This window comes from Phenylobacterium sp. (assembly GCF_036495085.1).
Lineage (GTDB): Bacteria > Pseudomonadota > Alphaproteobacteria > Caulobacterales > Caulobacteraceae > Phenylobacterium.
Map to the genome: position 1 here is coordinate 1 of NZ_DASXNL010000054.1, position 25792 is coordinate 25792.

Sequence of the window (25792 nt, forward strand, 5' to 3'; positions counted from 1 at the left end):
GTCCGAGCCGTACTGGGCCGCGGCCCCGTCCTGCAGCACTTCGACGTGGTCGATGGCGGCGACGGGGATCAGGCCCAGGTCGGGGGTCGCAGCCCCCTGGAAGACGCCCGGGGCCACATGCAGGTTGCCCGTGGAGTGGCGGCGCTTGCCGTCGATCAGCACCAGGGTGTTGTTGGGATTGAGCCCGCGCAACTGCGCCGACAGCGTCAGCTGCCCGGTGTCGGTGCCGAAGGCCTCGGAATTGAACGAGGGCAGGTTCTGCGTCAGCGCCTGGATCAGGTCCGGCTGGCCGACGCGCTTCAGGGCCGAGCCGCCCACAACCTCGACCGGGGCGGCGCTATCCTCTGCCTTGACGCCGCTGACCCGGGTGCCTGTGACGATGACCTCGGACACGGCCGCGGCGGGTTCGACCGCGGCCACGGCTGAAGACGAGGCGAACGCGGAAAGCACCAAAAGGCTCGCGCCCATGTACTGGTTCTTCATCGACGCTTTCATTGTCGCCCCCCCCGGGCTTGCGGACAGCCACACGCAGAATGCGCGGGCCGACCATTGTCTTGTCCGCCATCTCGGGCGGCGCGGAGTCGGTCCCCGTCATCGCGAAGGCCACCCTGCAACGGCGATATTGTCAATCGAACGCGGTTCTCGCCGGCACTATTTGTGAAGAGCGTGCAAAGAAGTCACAGCGCGAATGCCGACTATAATGACGACCCTCGCATCGACTTTGGAACCGGTCAGGAGAAGCCGTCCGTACGGCGCGAGATGAGTGCGGGTTTTTAGTGTTATCGGTATGGCCGTTGCCTTGCAGGGAGTCACCTTTACGCGGTGTAAAGGTGACGCGCGAAGGTTTTACGGCCCGAATCTCGGGGGATGTTTGGCGCTCCCCGCGCGAGGGGACGTTATGGCCAAACTACCAGAAGGCTGCGCAGCGCCGCGATCCTCTGAAAAACGACAGCGCCCGCCGGAGAGATCCAGCGGGCGCAGCGTTAAGCGATAGCGCGGACGCCTATTCGGCGGCGATCAGGACCTTGGAGAGCGCGCGGTCCTTGAAGTTGATCTGCTGCAGGTACTTGATCCCCTCCTCGGCGATGTCATCGCCGACCATTTTGTCGCCTTCGCCCTTAAGTTCGTCGATGTCGACGTACATCGAATAGAAGGCCTTGGTGCGGTCGGTGATGATGCCGGCGTTGAGCAGGGTCTTCACGAGCACGCGGAAGATGTTGGTGGCTTCCTTCATATCCTCGCGGCGGGTCTCGTCGTTGATGAGCTTGCCCATCTCCTCGATCACCCGGTTCGGGTCGAGCCCGAATTCCTCATAGAGCCCCAGGTTCTGCGTGGGCGCCACCAGGTTGAAAAGCAGCGTCTGGAAGCAGTGCGCCGCCCACATCTCGATGATCTCGTGCTCGGCCGGCGTCAGCTTGGGAATGGTCCGGTCGGCCCAGATCTTCCCGAACTTGTGGTGGAACGCCTCGTCGGTCATGACGAGCTGGGTCAGCTTCTTGGCAAGCGGGTCGTTGGTCTCGTTGAAGATGGTGGCGAAGGCGCCCATGGCCAGACCTTCGACGAGCATCTGCATGCCGATGATCTTCTTGTAGACCTCCGGCGCCGAGATGATCTCGACCAGCAAGTCCTTCAGGATCGGCCCGCATTCCACCGGCCTGCCCCAGCGGGCCTTGATGTAGCGGGCGAAGGCCGTCACGTGGCGGGCCTCTTCGCGGGTTTGGTTTGCGGCGTATTCCTGCGCCCCCTGATCCTTCAGGACGTGGCAAAGGCTGGCCGACAGGTTCAGCGCTCCCTGCTCGCCGTGCAGGATCGACGAGAAGGTCCTGAGCGACGAGGCGTTGGCGAAGCGGACGATGTTCGCCTCGGTCTTCAGGTGATCGCGCACGTAGTCGAGTTGCAGCGGCCCGTGGAATTTCTCCGGCAGAATCATGGTCTTTTCCATGTCCAGCGGCTCGGAGAAGTCGATGTACTTGGCGTCGAGCGGATCCCAGAAGTGATCGTGAGTCGCCGAGATTATCTTGTCGAAGGCTGTCGAGCGGGCGTTGTAGCGGTCCAGTTCCAACATGGACTCGAAGTCGTCCGGCGCCACGGCGTCATAGATCAGGTCCTTGGTGATGTTTCCGTCGGCGGCCATGGTCTCACGCTCCTGCGGGCTGGGGCTCACGTGTCGAAACCATGGCATCTGAACGCTGCTCAGTCAATGAAGGTGACGGCCGCGTCAACTTTATGGAAAGCGTGTCTTTTCAGGTGGTCTGTTCGGGTTTGAGATGAGTAACCGGGAGCACTGAATGGATAATCGCGAAGCCTTCACCAACGTGCGGCTCCGGCGCTGGGCAGGTCTGCCGTGGACGAGGGATTGAAGCGGCGCCTAGCCCGCGCTCGCCTCGATCGCCTCGATGTCGGCATCCGAAAGACCCATGTGGTGGCCGATCTCGTGGACCAGGACGTGGCTCACAAGCTCCTCCAGCGTCACCTCCCCGCGCTCGGCCCATTCATCGAGGATCGGGCGGCGATAGAGGAAGATCATCGAGGGCTGGGGCGCGGGCCCGAAGCCGGAGCGTCGGCCGATGTCGACGCCCTGGTAGAGGCCGGTCAGGCCGAAGGCATCCTCGATGCCCAGTTCGTCCAGCACATCATCGGGAGGGAAGTCATCGACCCGGAAGACCACGTCACCGGTGAGCTTGCGGAAACCCTCCGGCAGAGTTTGGAACGCCGCCTCGGCCAACGCCGCCAGGTCGTCGAGCGACGGCGCCTTGCCGAAGGAATGCCGCAAGGGCGCTGGGGCCTCACTCATCGGGCATGACGATATGCGGCGCGTCCGGCGGACGGACTTCGAAGAGACCAATGTCCAACGGCTGCTGCGGCTCGACGGGACGAAGCGGCTGGCGGGCGATGGCGCGAAGCGTCTCAGGATCGAGAGGCGTTCCGGCGCGGCGCGCCTTGCGGGCCTGCGGCGCTTCGATCGGCCGTTCGGCCGTGGCGATACGCCAGTAGGAGACCATGAGCCGCCAGGCGGTCCGCTGCGGCGTCGCCGGCGGCGCAGGCCAGCGCCGCCCGTCCTCGAAGGCCGGCTCGATGCGGACCGGCTTCTGGCCGGGCAATATCTGCTCCGCCAGCCGCCGCCAGGGTTCGTCCAGCAGGCCCCCATAGGCCTCAACCGCGGCCTCGCGCGTGGCGAAGGCGGGTCCCGTGGGATCCGTGGCGAAGACCACGGCTTCGCCGGCCAGCGCCAAGGCCTCGCGCTCGCGCGCCGCCTGGCCAAGCGGCCGCGTCAAAGCCTGTTCGGCGTTCACCGCCACCGGATAAAGGATCGCTGTCATCGCGACCTGGGCTCCGCTCATGCTCCAACTTAGCCTATCTGCAACAACTCGGCGCGGGTGCGGCGAGGTCTCGCGCGGCTTACTGTGCGAAGCGGATGATTCGCCGGAGCGGGGATGAGCGGCCACCAACTGATCCTAGCGGCCGCGGCGGGGGCGGTGTCCCTGGCCATTTGCGCCATCCTGTGGGCGCTGGTCCAGCGGCGCCATGCCCAGGAGCGGGTCGAGGCGATCACCGCGCGACTGGCCAGCGTCGAGGCGCGCGCCGAGGCCGCGCAGGCCTCCGCCGAGGCCTTCGACTCCGCCCTCTTGGCCGTCGAGGACGGCCGCGCCCTTCTCGCGTCCGGCGAGGAATCCCTGGCGGTCTGCGCGGAAGCGCTGGGTCTCGCCGAGGCCGACCCGCAGGCCATCGTCAACGCCCTGATGCGCGCCGACCCCGACCACGCGCGGCGCCTGCGGGCGCTGTTCGAGCGCGGCGAGGCCTGCGCATTCGAGGTGCAGGGCGGCGGCGGGCTGGTGGCGGTTGAAGGCCGCGCGGCTGGCGCATTGGCTTGGCTCAGGCTCTCGGCGGCGGTCGGTGAAGACACCGGTTTGCCCACGGCTCCGCGCTTTGCAGCCCTGCTGAATGCCCGCACCACGCCGGCCTGGATCGCTGCGGCCGACGGTTCGCCGGTCTGGGTCAACGCCGCCTGGCTGAAGGCGGTGGATGCGACCAGCCTCGACGAGGCCGCCGCGCGCGGCGCGGCTTTCGATCGTTCGGCTGATGCGCTGGCCAGCGAGGCCGCCAACCTCGGCCAACGCCGCGAACAGGTCCGCTGGGCGACTGTCACCGGCAAGCGCCGCGCCTTCCACATCACCGCCCAGCCCCTCGAGGGCGGCGGCGTCGGCGTCTGGACCGAGGACGTCAGCGAGCGCGAAGAGCTGCGCGAGCTCCTCAAGCGCAACGTCGAGGCGCATGACGAGACCCTGAACCACATCGCCGATGCAGTGGCGATTTTCAGCCAGGGCAAGAAGCTCATCTTCCACAATACGGCCTTCGCCGAACTGTGGGGGTTGGAGCCGGCCTGGCTGGCGGAGCAACCGAGCCATTCCGAAATCCTGGACCGCCTGCGCCAACGCCGCCGCCTGCCGGAGACGGCCGACTACGCCAAGTGGAAGGCCGGCGAGCTCGATCGCTACGAACAGTTGGCGGCCGGCCCCGACGACATGTGGAGCGTGCCGGACGGCCGGACGCTGAAGGTGGTGCGCCAGCCGCACCCGATGGGCGGGCTCCTCCTGCTCTTCAGCGACATCACCGACGAACTCAAACTCAAAACCCAGTACAACGCGCTGATCCAGGTGCAGCAGGCGACGCTGGACAAGCTGTCCGACGCGGTGACGGTGTTCGGCTCCGACGGCCGGCTTCGGCTGCACAACGACGCCTTCGCCAGGTTCTGGAATGTGACGCCGGCGCAAATCGAGGCGGCCGGCGACTTCGAGGGCGTGGTCGATCTTTGCATCCCCAAGCTGCACGACATGGGTTTCTGGAAGGAACTGAAGGGCCGCGTCGCCGATCCTGACCCTCAGGCCCGCGCCCCAACCACGGGTGAGGTGAAGACTTCCGACAGCCGCATCGTGGTCTATCAGTCCCGACCGCTGCCTGACGGGGCGACGCTGATCGCCTTCACCGACGTCACCGACGCACGCAAGCTGGAGGGAGCGCTGGCGGCGAAGGAGCAGGCGCTGGCCGACGCGGAGCGGCTGAAACGGGATTTCGTGGGGAATGTCTCCTATGAGCTCAGGACCCCGCTCACCACCATCATCGGCTACTCCGAACTGCTGGAGCGCTCCGGCGAGGGCCTTTCGGAGCGAGGGCGCGGTCATGCCGCGTCGGTGAAATCTGCAGCGACCCAACTCGCGCGCTCGATCGACGACGTGCTCGACATGGCCCAGATCGACGCCGACGAGATGGCCCTGGACATGGAGGATGTCCGGGTCTCCGATTTGCTGGCCGCCCAGGCCGAACACTGGGCCCCCGCGGCCGAGGCGGCCAAGGTCAAGATCGCCATCGAGTGCCCCCCCGACGTGGGCCTGATCCGCGGAGACCATCGCAGGCTTGGACAGATCCTCGAGCACCTCGTGGAGAATGCGCTCGGCCAGACGCCGGCGGGCGGCACCGTGACCATGGCCGCCCGAAAGGGCATCGGCGAGGTGCAGCTGCAGGTGTCCGACACCGGGCGCGGTATCCCGTTCCACGTCCAAGCGCACATCTTTGACCGTTTCATCGGCCGCGAGCGGGGCGGCCCGGGCTTGGGGCTCGCGTTGGTCAAGGCGCTGACCGAGCTGCATGGCGGTTGGGTGGCCCTGGAGAGCGAGCCCGGCGCCGGCGCCACCTTCACCTGCCACCTGCCGGAAGAGGCCCACGCGGCCGCAGCCCAGCCGGAACTCGGTCTCAGGGCCTAGGCGGTGGCGGGACCGCACGCCTCGAGGGCCTACGCCGAGATCGATGCGATCTACGGACGGTTCGCAAGCGAGGTCCATGCGCCGGGGCTGGTCGCCGGCGTCGTACGCGAGGGCCGGCTCGACCATCTCGTGACTGTCGGCGTGGCCGACCGCCAAAGCGGGCGCCCAGTGACCGCCGACACCGCCTTTCGTATCGCCTCGATGACAAAGAACGTCACCGCGCTCGCCATACTCATGCTGCGCGATGCCGGCCGGCTTTCTCTGGAGGCGCCAATCGGAGCCTACGTACCCGAGCTCGCCGACCAGCCGCTTCCCACCTCCGACAGCGCCCCGGTCACGGTGCGCGATGTCTTGACCCACGTCGGCGGCTTCGTGTCGGATGACCCCTGGGCAGACCGGGTCCTGGGCATGGCGCCCAGCGACTTCACGAGCCTCTTGGGCTCCGACGGCCTATTCGCCCAGGCTCCGGGCGTAGCGTTCGAGTACTCGAACCTGGGTTACGCCCTCCTCGGCAGGGCGATCACCAACGTGAGCGGCCGGCCCTATCAAGAGGCGATCGGCGAGTTGTTGCTGGCGCCGCTGGGCCTGACGGACACGACGTTCGACGTCTCCGCCATTGCCGATGACCGTCGCGCCAGGGGCTACCATTGGCGAGACGATAAGTGGGGCGAGGAGCCGGCCGAGCCTGACGGCGAGTTCGCCGCCATGGGCGGTCTCGTCACCACGGCGCGGGACTACGGCGCCTACCTGGCCTTCCTGCTGAACGCCTGGCCACCCCGCGATGCGCCGGAGACGGGTCCCGCGCGGCGGTCAACCCGGCGCGAACTCGGTCTCGCGCACGCCATGCCGGGTCCGGCCCGTCCACGCAAAGCCGTGGACGGCTCCATCATGGTGGCGACCGCTTACGGCTACGGCCTGAACAGTTCCGCCGACCCGCTTCTTGGGCGATGCCTGCACCACTCCGGCGGCCTTCCAGGTTTCGGCTCCAACGTGCTGTTTGGGCCGGACGCCGGCGTCGGCGTGTTCGCCTTCGCCAACATCACCTACGCCGGGCCTGAACCGGCCAACTTCGAGGCGGCGGGGCGACTGCACGCCGCCGGACTGTGGCGGACCCGCGCCGTCCCCGTGTCGATCGCGCTTAGGGCGGCCGCGAAAGCTGTTGAGCAGGCCTATGCCGTTGGGCAACTGGATGATGCGAAGACCCGCTTCGCCCTCAACCTGCTCCTCGATGAGCCGCTAGCCTCGCGCAACGCTTCCCTGGCGAAGCTTCGATCGCGTTTCGGCGACGGCCGCCTCAGCCGGATCGAGGTCCGTCACGCCCTGGCCGGGGAGGTCCACCTGACTTGTGAACGTGGCGCAGTCATCTGCGACCTCGTCCTGACGCCGGGGCCGGATCCGAAGATTCAGACCCTTAGGTTCGAAGCCGGTTGAGCGTGGCGCTCACGGCGCCGCCCTCTCCTGCGCCCGCGCGCCCTGCAAGATGTTGGGGAGCGAATAATTTCCTTCGTGGCAGGCGTACTCGTAGATCGGACCTTTGGCGGGCCGCATCGGCATCTCGGCGCGCCAGACCTTGGTGAAAGTGGTCGGATCGTCGACGGAGAACTCGTAGAGGATCTCGTCCTTCGACCGGCGCGTGAACCGCTCGGTGATCTTGGTCCGGGGCGTGTATCCAAAGCCGCCGCCGAGCGAGAACACATGCCCCCTCGGATTGAGGTTCGTGGTCTCTACGACCAGGGTCTCACCCTCCCACCAGCCCACCGAGTCCCCGAGCCAGGGCTGGATCGCGGCCGGAAGGTGAGTGCGGTCCCGCATGCGGATGATCCGCACGTCGTGGTTCATCTCCACCTCGATGGTCACAAAATCCCTGGTCTGCAGGATCTGGTAGTTGCCGTTGTAGCCGGTGTTCATCATCGGCGGCCCCTCGGGGGAACCGATCGCCGTCAGGCAACGCTCCTGAGTATCGCGGTCTTCAGGGTTGTCGAAGCTCTCCGGAGCCTTGGCGGCGTCGGCGCGGGCCTTTTTGACGGCGTCGGTATAGGGCAACCGACCGTCGGCCGGATCGACGATCCATGAGGACCGCGGCTGCCCGTTGATGCGGGCCAGGTGAAGGGGCATCTCGATCCAGTCGGCTTGTGGCGCCTCTTTGACGACCGGCGGGGCGGGCAGCTTGGGGTCGATCGGGTCGGGACTGATAAGGCCGCCGGCAAGCTGCTTGAAGCCGGCCAGCAACATCGCCTCTTCCTTGTCGGTGGCGATGAGCCCCTTGAAGATCGGCGGGCGCTGGAGGAAGGTCAGCGACGTGTTGGTCCAGAGGCCCTGCAGGTCAGGTGTGCCGAACGCGGTGCGCGGCGCGCGATAGTCTCCGGCATGGGCGCTGCCCGCCAGAAGGACAATCGCCCCCGCCAGGACCACGGACACGAGGCCCGCGATCCAAATCACCAGTTGCGGCGAATCTTCCGAAGGATGGTTTGCCATATGACGCCCTCCTGGAAAGGGGCTTCAGGGACTGATGGGAAGCGTCCGGTTCAGCTCGGCTCGCGACGCCGGCGCAGCCAGACCGCGCCTGCGAAGAAGCCGACGGCGACGATGAGTCCAAGCCACAAGCCCGGGCTGCTGAGGAACTTACCGATGTCGATATCAGCCAGGCCAAGCGACGGCGTCCCACCCCTCGCCTTCAGTTCATCGTGAGTGTGGACGACGAAGGCCGCCGCGTAGCTGCCGGAGATCCGGTTTCCCAACAGATGCAGGAAATGCGTTGAATTGAACGCCAGCTTTTCAAAGGCGCCCAGCGCCAGCGGCGGCAGCACGGCCCACAGCAGCGGCGCACGCCGGGCCCATGCCCCGACCAGCATCAGCCAGCCGTAGATCGGCGCCAGCCACAGCGACAATGTCACCAGGCCGTAGGACAGCACCACCGGCGCTGCGAGCGCGGCTGGGAACATCCCAGGCGCCGTCGGCGGCACGCCGCTCAGCATCAGGATGATCGCGCTCAGCAGCAGTATGGCCAGCTGCGTGGCGATGATGATCGGGAAGAAGACCAGCGGCATCACCGCCAAAGGTGTCAGCGCCTTTGCGAGCACGGTCTGGAGGTCGGAGACCGGCAGCGACTTCCAGAACAGGATGCTGCGGTCGCGGCGCTCGTCGTGCAACGCCCCCAGGCAATAGAACACAGCAACGGCGACCATGGTCAGGATCATCGCGGTCGCCGCAGAGTCGTAGGGCATGGCGACGACGGCGGCCCGCTGATCCGGCGGCAGCGCCAGCGTGGCGAGCCGGCGGTGCGGCATCCCGATGGCGCTGACCAGGAACCCGAGCAGAACCACACCGGAAGCGATCAGCGGCGCGATGAAGATCGAGCGGTTTTCCCAGAGCTCCCGGCGCATGGACCAGTAGAGCGGCCGCGTGGGCGAAAGCGCGCTCGGAGCGCTGGCCGGCGGATCCAGGGGGGCGTCTGACATTGCCTCGGTGGTCATGCTGCGCTCCTTTGGCCGCGAGCCTCCCGCGCGCCGATCACGGCGACGAAGAGGTCGGCGATGCTGGGCGTGTGCGTTTCGCCGAGCGGGGCCAAGCGTTCGCGCTCGACATTGTCGAACAGGAAGACACTGCGGCCGAAAACCTGGCGCTCGTGGATCGGCTTCAGGGCCCGGGCTTCCTCGGCGCGTTCGGGGAGGACCATCACCTCCAGGTAGCGGGCCTCGAAGTCCTCCATGCTGCTCTCGAGTACGATCTTGCCGCAATCGATGAACATAAGGTCGGTGAGGATGTGCTGGACTTCTTCGACCTGGTGGGTCGTGACGACAATGGTCCGACTACGGTCGAAATAGTCGTTCAGCAGGGTGTCGTAGAACTGCTTGCGATAGAGAATGTCGAGCCCAAGCGTCGGTTCGTCGAGCACCAGCAGCTTCGCGTCGATCGCCATGACCAGAGCCAGGTGCAGCTGGGTCACCATCCCCTTTGAGAGCTCGCGGACCCTGCTGGAGCGTTTGATCGTGGTTTTCGCCAGGAAGCCCTCGGCCTTGGCGCGATCAAACCGCGGATGCACGCCCGCGACATAGTCGAGCGCCTGCGACACCCTCAACCAGCGCGGCAAGACCGCCACATCGGCGATGAAGCAGACGTCCTCCATCAGCTGATCGCGCTCGGTCCACGGATTGCGGCCGAGGACCTTCAACTCGCCTTCGTAGCCGATGAGTCCGAGAATTGCGTTCAGAGCCGTGCTCTTGCCGGCGCCGTTGGGCCCGATCAGCCCCAGGATGCGTCCCTCTTCGACGCGCAGGTCGATGCCGTCCAAGGCGATCGTCGCGCCATAGGCCTTGCGTAGGCCGCGAGCTTCTATGCAAGCCACCTTAGCTCTCCCCGTCCGTCTTGGGAGCAGCCACCAGAAGCTCCCGCGGCGTGAGGCCGAGCCGCTGGATGGTGGCCGCAATGACCGGCCATTGTTCCTCGAGGAATTTCTGCCGTTCGCCCCGCAGCAGCAGCTCTCGCGCGCCGGTGTTCACGAAGAGGCCAAGGCCCCGGCGCTTTTCCACCAGGTTGTCGTCGACGAGCTGCTGGTAGCCCTTCAGCACCGTCAGAGGATTGACCCGGTATTCCGCCGCGACATTACGCACTGAGGGCAACGGGTCGCCTTCTCCAAGCACGCCGTCGAGGATCATGGCGACCACGCGATCGCGCAGTTGGCGGTAGATCGGCTGATTGTCATTCCACTCATCCATCGCCTGTCCAGCGCTGCGCCTTGCGGGCCCTGCCCGATATGGTGTTATACCTGACTACATCACCGAACCGCATGCAAGAGGTTTTTGATCAACCGGCGCCGCTGGCTCACCCGAAGGCGCGCCGTGCTGCCCTCGAAGACCTCTACGCCGGGAATTCGGCGCGAAGCCCGAGATCCCGAAGCAGCAAGTGGCCGGCGCAGGCGACAAGCCCAAAGAAAAGCCGGCTGACGGCAAGGCCGCCCATGCCTGGATGGAGGACAAGCTCGGCGCCCGCGTCGCGGTCACCGACGCCGACCTGCAGCAACTCGGGCGGCAACGCGCCCGGGCGGTCATGGCCTTGCTGGTGGCGGACGGTCAGGTCGCGCCCTCGCGGGTGTTCATTAACCGACTGTAGCGCCGCAGCCCCGTAGATGCTGTGATCACCCCAAACGCCGCGCGGCGCTGAGAATCGGGGCGGAAACTGATGGCCAACGTCAACAACCGGGCGAAGCAGGCAAACACCTACGACGCCATCGTCGTCGGCAGCGGCATGAGCGGCGGCTGGGCGGCGAAGGAACTGACCGAGAAGGGGCTGAAGACCCTCGTCCTCGAGCGCGGTCGCATGGTCCGCCATATCGCCGACTACCCGACCGCCACTGAGGATCCGTGGCAGACCCACTACCCGCGGGGCAAGCTGCCGGATCGGATCATGAAGGCCCACTATCCGGTGCAGGAGCGCACCGGCTATGCGCTCACCGAGTATACCCAGCACTTCTTCGTCAAGGACGATGAACACCCCTATTCCGAGAAGCAGCGGTTCGACTGGATCCGCGGCTACCACGTCGGCGGCCGCTCGCTGCTCTGGGCGCGCCAGACCTACCGCCACAGCCCCATAGATTTCGAGGCGAACGGACGTGAAGGGGTCGCGGTGGATTGGCCGATCCGCTACGAGGACATCGCGCCCTGGTACGACTACGTGGAGCGCTACATCGGGGTGAGCGGCCGGCGCGAGGGCCTGGCGCATCTTCCGGACGGCGTGTTCCAGCCGCCCATGGAGATGAACTGCGTCGAGAAGGACCTCAAGACCAGGTCCGAGGCGCGCTTCCCCGATCGGCGCATCACCATCGGCCGCGTCGCCCACCTGACTGAGCCGACCGACGAGCAGAAGGCGCTCGGTCGCGGCCGGTGCCAGAACCGCAACATGTGCAGCCGCGGCTGCCCGTTCGGCGCCTTCTTCAGCTCCAACGCCGTCACCCTGGTGGCCGCCGAGCGCACCAAGAACATGAGCTTGCGGCCTAACTCCACCGTGACCTCGCTGATCTTCGACGAGAAGGCCGGCAAGGCCACGGGCGTGAGGGTGCTCGACGAAACAACCGGCCAGGAGAGCGAGTACTACGCCGACGTGATCTTCCTCTGCGCTTCCGCCATGAACAGCGCCTGGATCATGCTGAACTCCACGAGCCGTCGGTTCCCCAATGGCTTTGGCAACGACAGCGACCAGGTCGGCCGCAACATCATGGACCACCATCTGGGTGTCGGCGCCGCTGCCGACGCGCCAGGCTATGAGGACATGTACTACTCTGGCCGCCGGCCGAACGGGCTCTACATTCCGCGCTTCCGTAACCTGGGCGACGCGGCCAGCAAGCGCTCGGACTACCTGCGTGGCTTCGGCTATCAGGGCGGCGCGGGACGGCCGAACTGGGACCGCCCCGCCGAGGGCTTCGGCGCGGCCCGAAAGGCGGCGCTGAGCCAGCCGGGACCCTGGCTGGTGCGGCTGGGCGGCTTTGGCGAGACCCTGCCCAATCCGAAGAACCGCATGACCCTCAACCACGAGGTCAAGGACGCGCACGGCCTGCCGACCATCACCTTCGACGTCGCGCTGGGCGACAACGAGCGCGCCATGCGCCGCGACATGAAGACAGCGGCAGCCGAGATGCTGGACGCGGCGGGCTTCAAGAACGTGCGGGAACTCGATGGCGACTACGGGCCGGGGCTCGGGATCCACGAAATGGGCACGGCGCGGATGGGCCGCGATCCGAAGACCTCGGTGCTGAACGCTCACAACCAGGTCCATGCCTGCAAGAACGTCTTTGTCACTGACGGGGCGGCGATGGCCTCTTCGTCCTGCGTGAACCCGTCCCTGACCTATATGGCGCTTACGGCTCGGGCGGCCGAATACGCGGTGGACGCGAAGAAGCGGGGAGAAGTCTGATGGCTGGCCCGCATCCGCTGAATCGCCGGGACCTGGCGCTGACCTTCGGGGCGCTTTGGACCACGCTTGCCATCCCGGCAGGTGCAGCCGCGCAGAGCGCTGCGACGCTGGGCTGGACGCCGAAAGCGCTCAGCCCTACGCAAGCCAAGGTGCTGGACGCCGTCGCCGAGCGGATCATGCCGGCCACGGACACCCCTGGCGCACGCGAAGCCGGCGTGCCGCAGTTCGTCGACCAGGCGGTGGCCGACTACTGCACGGCCGGCGACGCCCAGTCGATCCGCGCCGGACTTGACCGCATCGAGGCCGACGCCCGTTCCGCCCACGGCGCAGGCTTCGTAGCGCTGACACCGGATCAGCAGACCGCGCTTCTGGCCCGCTACGACGCCGATGGCGGGTCGAACCCCGCCGCATCCGCGGTGGGCCGCGGCGACACCGAGACCGGGCTTTCCAACCGCATCGCACTATTCGCGCCGCAAGAGGGGCGCCCGTTCTTCGCGGTGCTGAAGGAGCTGGTGACGGTGGGTTACTTCACCTCCCGGCTCGGGGCGACGAAGGCGGTGCGCTACGACCCCACGCCGGGCCCCTACCGAGGCTGTGTGCCGCTGGCGCAAATCGGCCGCGCGTGGGCCCTCTGACGGGGGGAGGTAATGCGGTTGGTGGCAGCGATCGTCGAGCGGCCCCATTGAGTTCCGCAAGATCGAGCTGATGCGTCTACCGAAAGAGCGAAGGCCTGGCGATCTCAGAGCCCGATCGCCAGGCCCTCGATCTTCCTGCTGTGCGGACAGAACCTGACGCACACCGTGAGATTCTCCCGGCAGGCGCGCAGAACGAGGTCTGCGATGCCCCGCTCGCGGCTCTCGATCAGGCGTCGCTCGCAGCAGTCGTCCAGCACGAAGCCTTCGAACGCGCCATGGCAGTCGAACACCACCTCAGCCACCTTGCCGCATACCTGGTGTTCGCCGTGTCCGCCGCCCTTGCCGCCCGCATCTGGGAGGGGCGGGGTCCAGGTCAGCGATGCCGGAACCTGCGAGGAGTCTCCGCCGATCCCGTCCAGACGCGCCGAGCTGTACTTGATGTAGCGCTCCAACACCGGCGCCCAGCGATTGCCAGGCGAGAGGTGAGCAAAGCGCCACTTCATGATCGCCAGGGTCATTGCCTCCGGTATGCGCATGTTCTCGCCAGTGCTTACCGGGATCCGCACCACGAAGCTGCCGACCACATAGCGCCACAGGATCTCGCGCTCGATGACCGCGCTTTCCACCACGGTGGCCGGCTTGGCCTTTTTGTCGAGCTTGCGCGAGGGCGGGCTCTGCAGCTGCGGCGCCGGGGGCGGCGGAGGTGACGCCTTGCCGAACCGGGTCGCGATCCGACGCACCAGCACCTCGAAACTTTGGCCCGTGGTTATCCCGGGCGGCAGCTCCAGGGTGAACAGGCCGGCGAAATTCTGTCCCGTCCCCTTGGGGATTGGTACGTAGCTCACCCCGCCCTCGACCTTCAGGGTCACGGTGTGGGCGTCGCTGGACGAGAGCCCGGCTGCCCCGCCCCAGGTTTCCGCAAGCGCGATAACATCCGTAGCCGCCACGGCCGGCCAATAGATCGAGGCGACGGATCCTTTGGGAATGGCGCCCCAGTCGATCATCAGCTGGTCCGGCGGCAGTCCCGAGCCTCCAGGAGTTCCGATCACCTTGCTCGGGCGGATGTCGAAGGTTTGCGGCGCGCGATGGGTGGCCGCCGGACCTGGATTGTCGACAGCCGTGAACTGCAGGTTCCGCTGCGCCAGCTGGTCCCACGACATCGGTGAGACCCCGTTGGGAATCGGCGCGTCATCATAGGCGATCTGGGCGACCACGCAGTGGTGGGTGCCGGGCAGCCAGGCCTGCACCTGCTGGCCGGCCACCTGGTTGGCCGGGTCGTAGAAGTTGAGGAAGCAGCCGTAGTACCACCACAGGCTATCTTGGCCGGCGGGAATGGTCAGGGTCTGCAGGTTCGGTCCGCCCGGCTGGTAGTCCGCCTGGACGCCGAGATTGCCGGTCGCGAAGAAGGGCAGCGTGGTCTCCCCGGCCCCCGGCAGGGGCGAGCCCGGCTCGTTCGCTGGGTCCTTTTGCGAAACATAAGTCCCGTTCGGATCGTAGTCGGTGTCGGGACTTTGGCTCGCGAAGACACGGAAAAACACGCGCACATCGTTGGCCGCGCCCGAGGGTCCGGACGAGCCGCGCAGCCGCACGCGTGCGACGGCGAAATTGTAGTGATTGACGAAGGATGGCGGAAAGAAGGATTTCAGCGTGAACGGGGCGACGGAGCTGTCGGTCTGGCCCTCGCCCGTCTGGTCAGGGAGCAGCGAGAAAGGGTCCGTCCCGGCCGGATTGGTGAAAGCCGCCGTGCCGTTCAGATAGCCCAGCAGCGCCTGGATGTAGCTGTAGGCGCCCGCCACGCTGTCGCTGCTGAAAGCCGGACCGCCCGGGAAGGGCGTGCCGTTGATCGCGGGCGCTGCGCCGAACACCCGCAGGTCCTGGCTGAGATACGGCTGGTTGTTCTGGGCCGGATCTATGTTGGCGAAGTAGGGGTCGCCGGCTGCGATCAGCTCGAAGTCCATGGTGGCGTTCGAGCCGCTCACGGTCGAGCCGCCGGCGGTCAAGGTCGTGGAAAGGTCCAGTGGGCCCGAGACGCCGGAGGCCGGGAACTGCCCGATGATCGGCTGTGAGATCGTGATGTCGAAGGGAATTCGGATTCGCTGCGGAGCCTTCGGGTGCACGCCGTTCTGGAATTCCGGACCGATCGGATTGGCTGTGATTTGGACGCCCGGCACACCCGCGAAAGCGCCGGTGAACGGGATTGCAACCTGCACCCCGAGGTTCTGGAACGCCTGTCGGCTCATGCCGTCGATCACGACCCAGAAGGCCTGCGAGATAAGCCCGCCCTGGTGGTCGATAATGTCCTGCGCCTCGTCCTTACCGAACGTGTTCTTCTGGGAATAGAACTGCACCTCGGCGATCGGGAACGGATTGTCCGGATTTGCGCCAGTCAGGGTCGCAGTCTGGCTCGACGGAAAGACGTGGTCGAGGATGCCCAAGAACGCCGGGAACGGACTGGCCGGATCGCCGGTCACCGCGGTGTAGCACCTCGCGAGGTTCCCCGAATAGTTGGCGATCACCTCGTTGATGGTGAAGCCGAGCTGCACCGTCAGGTAGTAGATGAACCCGAGCGCACAGCCGTAGCTTACCGGATCACCGTCGCCGTTCACCTGCACGCCGCCGACCTTGGCGCCGGTGAAGGTGGTGCTGACCCAGTCTGAGCGCGCGGTGTTTGGCGAGGCGGTGCCGGGATTGGTCGTGCCGTCGCCGTTCAGCCAGTTCTGGACGAAAACCTGGTTGCCGCCGGCGTTGTAGTAGTCGTTGTGTCCGTTCAGGAACAACTGGAGCGCGCAGTAGTGCGACAGACCCTCTCCGCTGCTGTCGCCGGCGTTCCAGTTACCGGTCAAGGACATCAACACCTCTACCCATTCGGCCATCCACAGCATCGAGACGATCGGGCCGCCGGTGCTTACCGTGCTGTTGTTGCTCTGGGTGTCGAGATGGATGGGATTGCCGTAGCCGTTGTTGAACGCCCCGCTGTTGTCGGGTTGATCGAACACCACCTCCTGGCGATGGGAGGTCCCGAACTTGCTCGTGTCGGTGGCAAACCAACCCGTCGTCGTGTTGAAGGCTGTCTCCACCACCCCTAACAGGGCGTTGGCGTTGGCGGTGACGTTGGTCTGCTGCGTCGCCGACAGGCCGGCCCAGAAGCCGTCCGGGGAGTCGACCTGGAAATTGGTGGTGTTGCCGAAGTTGTGGGTCATGACGCGCCGTCCGCTCCAAAAAGCGGGCTGGGCCCCACGCCCCCAGTCCTCCTAGGGTGAAGCCTTCACACGCTAGCGTTGCAGTCAAGCGCCATCTACAACGCCCGAGACGAAGCGCTCGGGTCAATCAGCCGCCCTGAGGCGGAGTCTAGTGCTGGCTCTCGGGCATGCGCACGATCAGGCCGTCCAAGGCGTCGGTGACCTTGATCTGGCAGGAGAGTCGGCTGTTGGCCTCCACGTTCTCGGCGAAGTCGAGCATGCTCTCCTCCATCGCCGAGGAGGCGCCGGTCTTGTCGCGCCAGGCCTCGTCCACATAGACGTGGCAGGTGGCGCAGGCGCAGGCCCCGCCGCAGTCCGCGTCAATCCCCGGGACGTTGTTCTTAACCGCCCCTTCCATGACGCTGAGCCCGGTCTTCACGTCGATGACGTGCTCGGTTCCGTCGTGCTCGATGTAGGTGATCTTGGCCATACTACCCTTCGCGCCCCGAGTTCACGCGGCGACCTCTTTCATGGAAATGGATGGGTCTGCAAGCCTCGCCTTGGAAACCGGCTTGCGGCCAAGCATGAGTTGCTTGCCCATCATGAATTCCGGCGGCGAGTTGATCGCCTCGACCGACTGCACCAGGTCGCCCTTCAGATGGAAGACCGCGAATTTGTTGCTGGCCGGGTCACCGCGCACCAGAATCTCGTCGACGTCAAAAGCGTAGCCGGCGATCTGCAGTTTCAGGTCGTACTGGTCGGACCACTGCCACGGCGCTTCGCCGGGCGGGGCGGGGCGACCGACGATGGCGCTGGCGGCCTGTTTGGCCTGCTCCAGCGCATTGGGCACGCTCTCCATCCGGAACATGCGTCCGTAGATCGGCATCGGCCGGTGAGAGACGTCGCCGATGGCGAAGATCGCGGGATCGGAGGTTCGGGCTTCCAGGTCGACCACGACGCCGCGGGCGGTCGTCAGGCCGCAGTCGCGGGCGAGTTCGTCGTTCGGGGTCGCGCCCACGCCCACCACCACGGCGTCGCAGGGAATCGCCCGGCCGTCACCCAGCCGCACGCCCGTGACGTGGCCATTCCCATCGGCGCCCACGAAGGCCTCCACATTCGCGGAGAGTTCGAAAACCACCCCGTGTTGCTCATGGTAGGCCTTGAAGAAGGTCGAAAGGGTCTCGCACGCGACCCGAGCCAGCAGCCGGTTCTCGCGCTCCAGCACCACCACCTCGGCGCCCAGCGCCCGGCCGGAAGCAGCGACCTCGAGTCCGATGTAACCGCCGCCCACCACCGCCAGGCGCTTGCCGGGGCCGATGGTCGCCTTGAGCTGTTCGGCGTCGGCGGCGGTGCGCAGGAACATCACGCCCTCCAACTCCGCGCCGGGGATCGGCAAGGCGATGGCGCGTGCGCCCGTCGCCAGGATCAGGATGTCGTAGGCGAGCTGCGAGCCGTCGGATAGCGCGACGGTCTTTGCCCCGCGGTTCAGCGAGACGGCCCGCGTCGACGGGCGAAAGTCGATGTTGTGCTCGGCGTAGAACTCGAGCGGCTTCAGCGCCAGGGAGTCGGCGTCGGCCTCGCCCTTCAGCCAGGCCTTGGAGAGCGGCGGGCGCTGATAGGGCGCGATGGGCTCCTCGCCAATAAGCGTAATGCGACCTTCATGGCCGTACTGGCGCAGAAGCGCCGCGGCGGTCCCGCCGGAGTGCCCCGCCCCCAGGATCACCACATGCGCCGTCAGGTTCGCTGTGACCGGATCGCTCATCGCCTCTCCCGATGCCGAAAAGTGACGCCCGCGTCAACTTGGAAGCAGCAACCCACGTTGGCGCCGTGGGCCCGGCCCCGCCACCCTTCATTGCTGGTGACAGCGATAACCCGCAGTTTCGGTCCCTTAAGATAGCTCGAGGGGCCCGGCGGCTCAGACGACCCGTTCGACCAGCATCTTCTTCACCTCGGCGATGGCCTTGGCGGGGTTGAGGCCCTTGGGGCAGACCTGGGCGCAGTTCATGATCGTGTGGCAGCGGTAGAGCTTGAAGGGGTCCTCGAGCGCGTCCAGCCGCTCACCGGTCGCCTCGTCGCGGCTGTCGACCAACCAGCGATAGGACTGCAGCAGCGTCGCCGGCCCGAGATACTTGTCCTGGTTCCACCAGTAGCTGGGACACGAGGTCGTGCAGCAGGCGCACAGGATGCACTCGTAGAGTCCATCGAGCTTCTCGCGATCTTCCGGGGACTGCAGCCACTCCTTCTGCGGCTCGGGGGTTTCGGTGTGCAGCCAGGGCTCGATCGATGCGTACTGGGCGTAGAACTGCGTGAGGTCCGGCACCAGGTCCTTCATGACCGGCATGTGCGGCAGCGGACTGACCTGCACGTCCTTTCCCGGGACTTCAGACCAGCCATGCGTGCAGGCCAAGGTGTTGCGGCCGCCGATGTTCATGGCGCAGGAGCCGCAGACGCCTTCGCGACACGAGCGGCGGAAGGCGAGAGTCGGATCCATGGTGTTCTTGATATGGATCAGCACGTCCAGGACCATCGGGCCGCAGGCGTCGACGTCCACGTCATAGGTGTCCCAGCGCGGGTTCTCGACCCCTTCCGGATCATAGCGATAGACGCGGAAGGTCTTGACCGACTTGGCGCCCTCGGGCGCGGGGTGGTGACGGCCCTGCTGGACGCGGGAGTTCTTCGGAAGCGCGAGTTCGACCATGGATACGGTCCCTACGAGGAGTGCTGTTCGGCGGTCGTCCGCCTAAGGATGATGATCGCCGAGGCTGAGCCCATGGCCGACTAGTAGACCCGCGCCTTGGGCGGGATCGGAGCGATGTCGTTGGTCATCGTAAAATCGTGGACGGGCCGGTAGTCGAGGCGGACCTTGCCCGTCTGGTCGTCGAACCAGGAAAGCGTGTGCTTCATCCAGGTTTTGTCGTTGCGATCAGGGAAGTCCTCGCGGGCGTGGGCGCCGCGGCTCTCCGCGCGGTTGTTGGCGCTGACGACCGTCACGACCGCCTGGCCGATCAGATTATCGAGTTCCAGCGTCTCCATCAGGTCCGTGTTCCAGATCATCCCGCGATCGGTGACGGCGAGGTCGGAACGCTTCTTCTGCACGGCTTCGAGCCGCTTGACGCCCGAGACCAGGCTCTCGCCGGTGCGGAAAACGGCGGCGTCTTCCTGCATGGCCTGCTGCATCTCGAGCCGCAGGGCCGCGGTCGATGTCTTGCCCGAGGCGTTGCGCAACCGATCGAAGCGGGCGAGATGCCCGTCGGTCATCGCAGGCTTCAGCTCCGGCTGCGTGTCGCCGGCCTTGATCGTGTCCGCTGCGCGTAGGGCCGCAGACCGGCCGAACACCACCAGATCGATGAGCGAGTTGGACCCCAGCCGGTTTGCGCCGTGCACGGACACACAGGCCGCCTCGCCCACGGCCATCAGCCCCGGCACCACCTTGTCAGGGTCCCGGCCGGCCTTGGTCACCACTTCTGAATAGAAGTTCGTGGGCACCCCGCCCATGTTGTAGTGGACCGTCGGAAGCACCGGGATCGGCTCCTTGGTCACATCGACGCCGGCGAAAATCCTGGCGCTTTCCGAAATACCCGGCAGCCGTTCGTGCAACACCTTCGGGTCCAGGTGATCGAGGTGCAGGTTTATATGGTCCTTCTTCGGACCGACGCCGCGGCCCTCGCGGATCTCGATGGTCATGGCGCGCGAGACCATGTCTCGGGGCGCGAGGTCCTTCACTGAGGGCGCATAGCGCTCCATGAACCGCTCGCCCTCGGAGTTGGTGAGGTAGCCGCCTTCGCCGCGCGCGCCCTCGGTGATCAGGCAGCCGGCGCCGTAGATCCCGGTCGGGTGGAACTGCACGAACTCCATGTCCTGCAGGGGCAGGCCGGCGCGCAGCACCATGCCGTTGCCGTCGCCGGTGCAGGTGTGGGCGCTGGTGCAGGAGAAATAGGCTCGGCCGTAGCCGCCGGTCGCCAGGATCACCAACTGAGCCTGGAAACGATGCAGGGCGCCGTCGTCGAGCTTCCAGGCCGTGACGCCGCGGCAAACGCCCTCGTCCATGATCAGGTCGAGCGCGAAGAATTCGATGAAGAACTCGGTCTTCTTGGCGAGCGCCTGGCCGTACATCGTGTGCAGCATGGCATGGCCGGTGCGGTCGGCCGCCGCGCAGGTCCTCTGGATCGGCGCCTCGCCGAAGTTGCGGGTCATACCGCCGAAGGCGCGCTGATAGATCTTGCCCTCAGGCGTGCGCGAAAAGGGCACACCCCAATGCTCCAGCTCATAGACTGCAGCCGGCGCGTTGCGGACCAGGTATTCGATGGCGTCTTGGTCGCCCAGCCAGTCCGACCCCTTGACGGTGTCGTACATGTGCCAGCGCCAGTCATCCTCGCCCATATTGCCAAGCGAGGCCGAGATCCCGCCTTGCGCGGCGACCGTGTGTGACCGGGTCGGGAAGACCTTTGAGATGCACGCCGTCTTGAGGCCCGCCGCGGCGCAGCCCAGCGCAGCGCGCAGGCCCGAGCCGCCGGCTCCCACCACCACGACATCGTACTTGTGATCGATGAAATCGTAGGCCGCCATGGATCAGAAGGCTCCGCCGCTCAGCGCGACCTTGAGGACTGAGAAGATCGCCAGCGCGCCGAAGAGCCCGCAGACGAACAGGTTGAGGATCAGGAGGCCCGACTTGGTCAGCGCCTTGTGGATGTAGTCCTCCACGACGACGCGCAGGCCGGAGTGCATGTGCCAAAAGGCGATCGCCAGCGTCAGGACGGTGAGCACTGCATTCAGCGGATCGGAGATCCATTGAACGGCGAAGCCGTAGTCGCCGGCAGCCAACCTGATGACGCCGTAGACCGCCCACAGGACCAGCGGCACAAGAGCGATGGAACTTACCCGCTCGGAGATCCAGTGGCCGGCTCCGTGCTTGGCGGAGCCAAGGCCGCGGGCGCGAGACAGCGGAGTGCGATAGCTGCCCATCAGAGCGCTCCCGTGATGCCGGCGATGCCCCAGACCGCGAGCGTCGCAGCAACGGCGAAGGCGATGACAAGGACCGCGCTGGCGTTGGCCGATTTAACGTCGAGGCCTCGGCCGGTGTCCCACACCAGATGCCGCACGCCGTTGGCGAGATGATAGAAGAGGCTGATGGTCAGACCGAACATCACGACCTTGCCGAGCGCCGATCCCAAGAGGCCCTTGAACAGCGCGTAGCTGTCCGGCCCCTGCGCGAGCGCTATCGCCCATGCCGCGGCGATCAGAGCCCCGACATAGAGAGCGCAGCCGGTCGCCCGATGCAGGATCGAGGTGGCCATGGTCAGGTGCCAGCGCCACACCTGGAGGTGTGGCGACATGGGGGGTTCGCGCAGCGTCTGGCGGGTTTTCGGTGAGGCGTCCGTCATGCGTCTTGGCCGCTCGATTCCAGGTCCTGAAGGCAGCCCCGCTTTTAAGCGCCGGGCGAGGGGTGTCAACGAAGGCCGAGCCGATTCGATTTGCGCTTCGGCGGCCCGCCTCCTGCGGTGGCGCGGGCGGTCGTCGCCGGCCGTTCCTTCGCAGGGCACGAAGCCATAAACGCAATCTCTACCCACGCAATGCGTGTTTCCTATAGTCTTGCTTCGCGAAGGGCGAAGGATGCGGTTCGATCTGGTCGATCTTCGGCTGTTCTGTGAGGTCGTGGACGCGGGATCCATAACCGCCGGCGCGGAGCGCTGCGCGCTTGCCCTGGCCGCAGCCTCGACCCGTATCCGCGCCATGGAGCAGAGCCTGGGCGCCCCGCTTCTCACCCGCTCACGCCAAGGCGTCGCGCCGACACCGGCCGGTCGGACCCTGCTCAAGCACGCCCGCGCCATGCTCGACCAGGGGGCGCGGCTTCGCGAAGATCTGGGCGCCTATGCCGGCGGAGCCTCCGGTGAGGTGCGCCTCCTGGCCAACACCAATGCGCTGACCGAATTCCTGCCTGAGGCCCTTGGCCTTTTCCTGGCCGACCACCCCCACGTCAGCGTCGACCTCGAAGAGCGGCTGTCAGACGAGATCGTGGGGTTGGTCGCCGAAGGCGTCGCCGATATCGGTATCGTCGCCGGCACCGTGGATGTGGGCGCGCTCGCCACCTACCCGTTCCGCTCGGACCGGTTCGTGGTCGTGACTGCAAAGGATCATCCGCTGACCGCTCAGGCGCGGGTCAGCTTCGCCCAGTTGCTTGACTATGACCTCGTGGGACTCGACCGCGCCGCCTCCCTGCAGCGGTTCCTGGCCGGCAAGGCCGCACGGGAAGGCCGATCGCTGCGCCTGCGGGTCCAGCTCCGCAGCTTCGATGCGGTCTGTCGCATGGTTGAGTGTGGCGTCGGCGTGGGTGTCGTCCCCCAGACCACCGCCGCGCGGGCTGCCAAAACCATGGCGCTTTGCGTTGTGGAGTTGACCGACGACTGGGCGCTGCGTGAGCTTACGATCGTGGTCCGCGCGGCGGAGGAACTGCGCCCCTATGCGCGGGAGCTGGTAGACAGCCTCAGGACTTAGTCCGAGGCTTTTCCCACACGAGGGCGAAGCTCACCGGCCGATCGCGGTGCGCCGCCCACTTCGGCTTGGCCTCGATCCAGGCTTCGTCGACCAATCCCTCCACCATCTCGGCGAGCCGCCAGCCGGCGGCGTGGGCCGCGGCGACATGGTCGGAGAAGAGGTGGACGTGACTTTCGATGCCAACCGGATCTCCAGGCGCACGGTCAAAGTGCGTGGGAATCCCGGCCATCAGGAACCAGGGGTGATATCCCACCAGCACGAAGCGGCCGCCAGGAAGGGTCAGGCGCATAGCTTCGCGGTACACCGGCGCCAGATCCGCCAGGTGCTCGTCGGCAAGCAGCTGGGTCACCAGGCTATATGTGGCGGCGGGAAGGTCGACGGCGGCGACGTCACCCAACAGAAGCCGATCGTAGAGCCCCTTCGCCGAGGCTCGTTCCAGCATGGCGGGGGTGAAATCGACTCCATCGATCGAGGCGACCCCCTTGGCCTTCAGCCAAGCGCCGCCACGACCGGTGCCACATGCCAGATCCAGGGCCTGTCCGGTGCGCGCCCAATCGATGGTCCGCAGGCGTTCGAGCAGCCTCAGGTCCATGAGATCGAGGACCGTCGACTCATAGGTGTTCGCCCAGGCCTGGTAGCCCTCACGAACCGGCAGGGTCGGATAGTGGCGCGTGTCGTAGCGAGAGAAGTCGGCGGCCATGCCCCTAAGATATAGCGGCAGCGCGCCGTCACGCCCACGGCAAGGAGGCGATCAGTCCGGCTCCGCAAGCCAGTCGGCCGAGCGCATCTCTTCCAACCGTGATGCGGTGCGTTCGAATTCGAAGGCGCCGTCGCCGGCCGGGTAGAGCTCGGAGGGCTGCCCCTCGGCCAGCAAGATCAGACGAGCGTGGGCCTCGTAGAGCGCGTCGATGAGGATCACGAATCGACGGGCCTCCTCGCGACGGCTGGCGGCGAGTTTCGGGACGTCCTCCAGGAAGACCGTGTGAAACGTTTCCGCCAGGGCGACATAGTCGTTGGGTCCCAGGGCGACCGAACAGAGGCTGGCGAAGGTGGCGCGGACCAAACCGCCGGAGGCGTGCGGCAGCGTGATCTTGCGGCCAAGCACTTCGAGCGTCGCCCCACTCTCTTCCTCAGGGCCCAGCAGGTCACGCCACAGCACGTCGAAGGACCGCAAATTGTCGGGGTCGGCCGGCGAGAACCAGGTTCCCGCGGCCCGCAGCCGGTCGAGGCGATAGTCGTGGGCGCCTGCGACCGTTACGACTTCGAGGCGGGCCTTCAGGAGGTCGATGAACGGCAGGAAGAGCTGCCGGTTGATGCCGTCCTTGTAGAGCGCGCCCGGCGCGCGGTTGGAGGTGGCCACCAAGGTCACGCCGCGTGCGAAGAGCGCGTCGAACAGCCGACCCAGGATCATGGCGTCGGCGATATCGGTGACCTGGAACTCGTCGAAGCAGAGCAGGCGGGCCCCCGCGGCGACGACATCGGCCACCGGTGGGATCGGGTCGTCGCCCTTGTGCTGCCCGAAGCGGGCCTTGCGCGCGGCCGCATCCCCAGTTCGCCACGCGCCGATCAGCCGATGGATTTCGCCCATGAAGACGTGGAAATGGGTGCGCCGCTTGGCCTCCACCTGCACGTTCTCGAAAAACAGGTCCATCAGCATCGACTTGCCGCGGCCGACGGGACCCCAGAGATAGACCCCGCGCTGGGCTTCCGGTTTGCGGAAAAAGGCCTTCAGGCCTCCGTTGGCTGGGGCGTCGGCCAGGTCACGCTCCAGGCGGGCAAGCGCGCGCAGCGCCGGGCCTTGCGCCGGATCGGGCCTGATTTCGCCCGCCGCGAGGCGGGCGTCGTAGGCGGCTTGCAGCGCAACGGCCATCGGCAATCCGCCTAGCTGCGGCCGCCCGAATGTGCAAGGAACAGGGTTTGCGTCCGTGGGGTTGAGAGAAGCGTAAAAAGGAGACCCCTATGGCCAACAACGACCGCACGTTCGATCCGTCGACGGCGCAAACCGGCAGGGGCCGCACGTGGGAGCCGGCGCCCGGCCAGCGCGCTGAAAACCCCCAGGAGGACTGGGGCGAACCCGCCGACGAAGGCGCCGCTTATTCGGCCAACCACGCCATGCGCGGGCGCAAGACCGATGCTGAGCGTGGGCCAGGGCGCAAGACCCGCCAGGCGACCAAGGATGCGATCAGCCGGCGGGCCTAGAGGCTACCGCATTGTCGGAATGACGAAGGCCGAATCCTCGACCAGGCCTTCCGGCCAACGGGCGGTGACGGTCTTCACCTTGGTGTAGAAGCGGACCCCCTCCATGCCGTGCTGGTTGGTGTCGCCGAAGGCCGAGCGCTTCCAGCCGCCGAAGGTGTGGTAGGCGACCGGCACCGGGATCGGCACGTTGATCCCGACCATGCCGACGTTCACCCGGGCGGCGAACTCGCGCGCGGCGCGCCCGTTGCGGGTGAAGATCGCCACGCCGTTGCCGTACTGGTGCTTGGAGGGCAGGGCCACGGCTTCCTCGAAGGTCTCGGCGCGGACCATCTGCAGGACGGGTCCGAAGATCTCCTCCTGATAGGTGCGCATGTCAGGCTTCACGTGGTCGAACAGCGACGGGCCGATGAAGAAGCCCTTCTCGTAGCCCTGCAGCGCAAAGTCGCGGCCGTCGACCACCAGTTCGGCGCCCTCGTCGACGCCCAGCTGGATATAGTCGCTGACGCGGCGGCGATGCGCGGCGGTGACCACCGGGCCGTATTGCGCCGCAGCGTCCGTGGAGACGCCCACCTTCAGGGTCTCGATCTCGGCCAGCATCTTCTCGCGGAAGGCCTCGGCGGTC

25 protein-coding genes are annotated in these 25792 nt (G+C 66.5%); 7 read left to right on the plus strand and 18 right to left on the minus strand.

The genetic code is table 11. The annotated features are described in order from the left end of the window. The 4 genes from VGI62_RS07055 to VGI62_RS07070 form a co-directional block, all read right to left on the minus strand. Positions 1-495: Plug domain-containing protein (locus VGI62_RS07055; protein WP_331503697.1), on the minus strand; the 495-nt coding region annotated here is incomplete at its 3' end. Between the two features lie 508 nt (positions 496-1003). Beyond that, a complete protein-coding gene (locus VGI62_RS07060; RefSeq protein ID WP_331503698.1) occupies positions 1004-2134 on the minus strand; it encodes a ferritin-like domain-containing protein in 1131 nt (376 codons plus the stop codon). A gap of 234 nt (positions 2135-2368) precedes the next feature. Then, the gene (locus tag VGI62_RS07065; RefSeq protein ID WP_331503699.1) at positions 2369-2794 is read right to left on the minus strand and encodes a metallopeptidase family protein; all 426 of its coding nucleotides are present in this window, start codon (positions 2792-2794) and stop codon (positions 2369-2371) included. Then, the gene (locus VGI62_RS07070; RefSeq protein WP_331503700.1) at positions 2787-3341 is read right to left on the minus strand and encodes a hypothetical protein; all 555 of its coding nucleotides are present in this window, start codon (positions 3339-3341) and stop codon (positions 2787-2789) included. The genes VGI62_RS07065 and VGI62_RS07070 overlap by 8 nt, the downstream gene beginning before the upstream one ends. Before the next feature lie 93 nt (positions 3342-3434). Here VGI62_RS07070 and VGI62_RS07075 point away from each other — a divergent pair, with 93 nt between their 5' ends. Together VGI62_RS07075 and VGI62_RS07080 are read left to right on the plus strand one after the other, a co-directional pair. After that, positions 3435-5759, plus strand: coding sequence for a sensor histidine kinase (locus VGI62_RS07075; RefSeq protein WP_331503701.1), 2325 nt, complete (start codon positions 3435-3437; stop codon positions 5757-5759). Positions 5760-5762: 3 nt separating this feature from the next. Beyond that, a complete protein-coding gene (locus VGI62_RS07080) occupies positions 5763-7190 on the plus strand; it encodes a serine hydrolase domain-containing protein (protein WP_331503702.1) in 1428 nt (475 codons plus the stop codon). Between the two features lie 9 nt (positions 7191-7199). Here the strand turns inward: VGI62_RS07080 and VGI62_RS07085 are convergent, their stop codons facing one another. Genes VGI62_RS07085 through VGI62_RS07100 form a run of 4 tightly spaced genes read right to left on the minus strand, consistent with a single transcriptional unit; the run spans position 7200 to position 10474 of the window. Further along, positions 7200-8234 (minus strand): hypothetical protein, encoded by a 1035-nt coding sequence (locus VGI62_RS07085; RefSeq protein ID WP_331503703.1) that lies wholly within the window; start codon positions 8232-8234, stop codon positions 7200-7202. Positions 8235-8284: 50 nt separating this feature from the next. Then, positions 8285-9232: a hypothetical protein gene (locus VGI62_RS07090; RefSeq protein ID WP_331503704.1), complete on the minus strand. Its 948-nt coding sequence runs from the start codon at positions 9230-9232 to the stop codon at positions 8285-8287. Further along, positions 9229-10104 carry an ABC transporter ATP-binding protein gene (locus VGI62_RS07095; RefSeq protein WP_331503705.1) on the minus strand — a complete coding sequence of 292 codons (876 nt, stop codon included), beginning with the start codon at positions 10102-10104 and terminating at the stop codon, positions 9229-9231. The genes VGI62_RS07090 and VGI62_RS07095 overlap by 4 nt, the downstream gene beginning before the upstream one ends. Position 10105: 1 nt before the next feature. Further along, positions 10106-10474 (minus strand): GntR family transcriptional regulator, encoded by a 369-nt coding sequence (locus VGI62_RS07100; RefSeq protein ID WP_331503706.1) that lies wholly within the window; start codon positions 10472-10474, stop codon positions 10106-10108. 187 nt (positions 10475-10661) lie between these two features. Here VGI62_RS07100 and VGI62_RS07105 point away from each other — a divergent pair, with 187 nt between their 5' ends. From VGI62_RS07105 to VGI62_RS07115, 3 genes are all read left to right on the plus strand, one after another. Then, positions 10662-10868: a hypothetical protein gene (locus tag VGI62_RS07105; RefSeq protein ID WP_331503707.1), complete on the plus strand. Its 207-nt coding sequence runs from the start codon at positions 10662-10664 to the stop codon at positions 10866-10868. Positions 10869-10937: 69 nt separating this feature from the next. Continuing rightward, entirely contained in the window at positions 10938-12665 is a 1728-nt protein-coding gene (locus tag VGI62_RS07110) for a GMC family oxidoreductase (RefSeq protein ID WP_331503708.1), read from the plus strand. Beyond that, positions 12665-13300 carry a gluconate 2-dehydrogenase subunit 3 family protein gene (locus tag VGI62_RS07115; RefSeq protein WP_331503709.1) on the plus strand — a complete coding sequence of 212 codons (636 nt, stop codon included), beginning with the start codon at positions 12665-12667 and terminating at the stop codon, positions 13298-13300. The genes VGI62_RS07110 and VGI62_RS07115 overlap by 1 nt, the downstream gene beginning before the upstream one ends. Before the next feature lie 104 nt (positions 13301-13404). Here VGI62_RS07115 and VGI62_RS07120 read toward each other — a convergent pair whose 3' ends face one another. The 7 genes from VGI62_RS07120 to sdhC form a co-directional block, all read right to left on the minus strand. Further along, the gene (locus VGI62_RS07120; RefSeq protein WP_331503710.1) at positions 13405-16500 is read right to left on the minus strand and encodes a hypothetical protein; all 3096 of its coding nucleotides are present in this window, start codon (positions 16498-16500) and stop codon (positions 13405-13407) included. Positions 16501-16648: 148 nt separating this feature from the next. Further along, positions 16649-16969, minus strand: coding sequence for a 2Fe-2S iron-sulfur cluster-binding protein (locus tag VGI62_RS07125; protein ID WP_331503711.1), 321 nt, complete (start codon positions 16967-16969; stop codon positions 16649-16651). 21 nt (positions 16970-16990) lie between these two features. Then, a complete protein-coding gene (locus VGI62_RS07130) occupies positions 16991-18241 on the minus strand; it encodes an NAD(P)/FAD-dependent oxidoreductase (RefSeq protein ID WP_331503712.1) in 1251 nt (416 codons plus the stop codon). 153 nt (positions 18242-18394) lie between these two features. Next, a complete protein-coding gene (locus VGI62_RS07135) occupies positions 18395-19177 on the minus strand; it encodes a succinate dehydrogenase iron-sulfur subunit (RefSeq protein ID WP_331503713.1) in 783 nt (260 codons plus the stop codon). Between the two features lie 80 nt (positions 19178-19257). Then, complete coding sequence (gene sdhA, locus VGI62_RS07140) at positions 19258-21045, minus strand: succinate dehydrogenase flavoprotein subunit (protein ID WP_331503714.1); 1788 nt, start codon at positions 21043-21045, stop codon at positions 19258-19260. Between the two features lie 3 nt (positions 21046-21048). Then, positions 21049-21441 (minus strand): succinate dehydrogenase, hydrophobic membrane anchor protein, encoded by a 393-nt coding sequence (gene sdhD, locus VGI62_RS07145; RefSeq protein WP_331503715.1) that lies wholly within the window; start codon positions 21439-21441, stop codon positions 21049-21051. Further along, positions 21441-21860: a succinate dehydrogenase, cytochrome b556 subunit gene (gene sdhC / locus VGI62_RS07150; protein ID WP_331503716.1), complete on the minus strand. Its 420-nt coding sequence runs from the start codon at positions 21858-21860 to the stop codon at positions 21441-21443. The genes sdhD and sdhC overlap by 1 nt, the downstream gene beginning before the upstream one ends. A 229-nt stretch (positions 21861-22089) precedes the next feature. Between sdhC and VGI62_RS07155 the strand changes: the two genes are divergently transcribed. After that, positions 22090-22971, plus strand: coding sequence for a LysR family transcriptional regulator (locus tag VGI62_RS07155; protein WP_331503717.1), 882 nt, complete (start codon positions 22090-22092; stop codon positions 22969-22971). On the opposite strand, the gene VGI62_RS07160 is transcribed toward VGI62_RS07155, so the two are convergent. Further along, the gene (locus VGI62_RS07160; RefSeq protein WP_331503718.1) at positions 22961-23671 is read right to left on the minus strand and encodes a class I SAM-dependent methyltransferase; all 711 of its coding nucleotides are present in this window, start codon (positions 23669-23671) and stop codon (positions 22961-22963) included. The two genes, VGI62_RS07155 and VGI62_RS07160, sit on opposite strands and share 11 nt — an antisense overlap. 51 nt (positions 23672-23722) lie before the next feature. Continuing rightward, positions 23723-24841: a cell division protein ZapE gene (gene zapE / locus VGI62_RS07165; RefSeq protein WP_331503719.1), complete on the minus strand. Its 1119-nt coding sequence runs from the start codon at positions 24839-24841 to the stop codon at positions 23723-23725. An 89-nt stretch (positions 24842-24930) separates the two neighbouring features. On the opposite strand from zapE, the gene VGI62_RS07170 reads away from it, so the two are divergent. After that, a complete protein-coding gene (locus VGI62_RS07170) occupies positions 24931-25170 on the plus strand; it encodes a hypothetical protein (protein ID WP_331503720.1) in 240 nt (79 codons plus the stop codon). Between the two features lie 3 nt (positions 25171-25173). Here VGI62_RS07170 and VGI62_RS07175 read toward each other — a convergent pair. Beyond that, on the minus strand, positions 25174-25792 hold a 619-nt coding region (locus VGI62_RS07175; RefSeq protein ID WP_331503721.1), incomplete at its 5' end, for an aldehyde dehydrogenase family protein.